Below are 2054 nucleotides of genomic sequence, written 5' to 3'. Positions count from 1 at the left end.
GGTCTCGTCGGCCCAGGCGCGCACGCGCACCACCTGGCCGCCGAGCGAGTCGTCACGCGAGGATGCGGCGGCGGGGTGCTCCTCGGCGCTGGAGGAGGACTCCGGCGCCATGTCGAACAGGGCGGCGTCCTCCTCGGGTGGGTAGCCACCGGTGATCTTGTGCTTGCAGAGGTAGTTGTGCCAGCCCTTGAGCAGCGCCACCGCGGGCGGGCGGGGCAGCTTCTCCTTGACCACGCCCTCGACGAGCGGCAGGTCGTGCCCCAGCACCTGCCGCTGCAACGCGAGCGTCGCCGTCGAGATGACGGCACGCTCGCCCGAGCGCACCGCGTGCAGCAGCGTCGGCACCAGGTACGCGAGCGATTTCCCGGTGCCGGTCCCTGCCTGCACCATCAGGTGCTCGTCACCATCGAGCGCAGCAGCGACGGCACGGGCCATCTCGTGCTGCCCCTCGCGGCGTGCCCCACCCATCCGGGCGACGACGGCGTCCAGCACCTCGTCGACGTCGGTCACCTCGGTGGTCTCGGAAGCAGGCACGCCTGCCATCGTCGCACCATGGCCGCGGTGGCGCGTGCCGCCCCTCCGGTGACTGTGGATATGGGCCTCCGGCCTGATCCGTGGGTCGGCGTGACTCGGCTGCCATGTCGGCACGCCAGTCACGCCACAGTGGCCTTCGGCGTGACAGAGGTGCCGAAATGGCACGCCAATCACTCAGGAGGCACCAGTGCACAGCGGTGCGCTCTCCGCGGGGGTGGCTAGGCCGAGACGGCGCGGTCCAGCTCGGCGGCCAACGCACCGTCCACGCGGGCGTGCAGGCGGGTTCCGTCGGCGGTGTGCTCCTCGCTGAGGACCTCACCGGTCACGTGCGCGCGGTGCACGAGGTCGCCGCGCTGATAGGGCACCACCACGTCCACCTCGATCTCCGGCCGCGGCAGCATCTCGGCGAGCCGGTCCTGCAGCTCGGGAATGCCCTGGCCGGTCTTGGCGGACACGGCGACGGCGTCGGGCTCGCGCGTGCGCAGCCGCGCGATGGTCTCGGGCGCGGCCAGGTCGGCCTTGTTGAGCACCACGAGCTCGGGAAGGTCGGAGACGCCCTCGATATCCCGGAGCGTGTCGCGCACGGCGATCAGCTGACCCTCGGGATCCGGGTGGGAGGCGTCGACCACGTGCAGCACGACGTCCGACCCGGCCACCTCCTCGAGGGTGGAGCGGAACGCCTCGACCAGCTGCGTCGGCAGGTTCCGCACGAACCCGACGGTGTCGGCGATCGTGTATTGCCGGCCGTCGGGCGTCTCGGAGCGTCGCACGGTCGGGTCCAGCGTGGCGAACAGCGCGTTCTGAACGAGCACACCCGCACCGGTGATCCGGTTGAGCAGCGAGGACTTGCCGGCGTTGGTGTAGCCGACGATCGCGACCGACGGCACCGACCCGACCCGCCGCGACTGGCGCTGTGCCTCCCGCGCGGGCGCCATATCGCGGATCTGGCGGCGCAGCTTCGCCATCCGGGTGCGGATGCGACGGCGATCGAGCTCGATCTTGGTCTCACCAGGTCCGCGCGAGCCCATCCCGGCGCCACCAGCGGCCACACGACCACCTGCCTGCCGGGACATCGACTCACCCCATCCGCGCAGGCGCGGGAGCAGGTACTCGAGCTGTGCCAGCTCGACCTGCGCCTTGCCCTCCCGGGACTTCGCGTGCTGGGCGAAGATGTCGAGGATCAGCGCGGTGCGGTCGATGACCTTGACCTTGACCACGTCCTCGAGGCCGCGCCGCTGCGAGGGCGCCAACTCGGTGTCCACGACCACGGTGTCGGCACCGGTGCTGGCCACGACATCGGCCAGCTCGGCCGCCTTGCCCGACCCGAGATAGGTCCCGGGGTCAGGCTGTTGCCGGCGCTGGAGAACGCCGTCGAGAACCTCGGAGCCGGCGGTCTCGGCGAGGGCGGCGAGCTCGCGCAGCGACACCTCGGCCGCCTCGGAGGCGGTGGGGCCGCTGCCGCTGAACAGGCCGACGAGCACCACGCGCTCCAGGCGGAGCTGCCGGTACTCGACCTCGGT

Annotated in this window: 2 protein-coding genes; both read right to left on the bottom strand. The window is 71.7% G+C overall.

What is annotated here, in order from left to right; genetic code table 11:
* The coding region (locus ACOJSN_RS17440; protein WP_420113760.1) for a DEAD/DEAH box helicase at positions 1–543 on the bottom strand (543 nt) is incomplete at its 3' end.
* A gap of 209 nt (positions 544–752) precedes the next feature.
* Positions 753–2054 (bottom strand): GTPase HflX (gene hflX / locus ACOJSN_RS17435; RefSeq protein ID WP_420113759.1); only part of this gene is annotated, 1302 nt, incomplete at its 5' end.

Source organism: Pseudactinotalea sp. (genome assembly GCF_048594945.1).
Lineage (GTDB): Bacteria > Actinomycetota > Actinomycetes > Actinomycetales > Beutenbergiaceae > Pseudactinotalea.
Note: the sequence above shows the minus strand (reverse complement) of the source record. Positions and strands in the feature narration are given on the sequence as shown.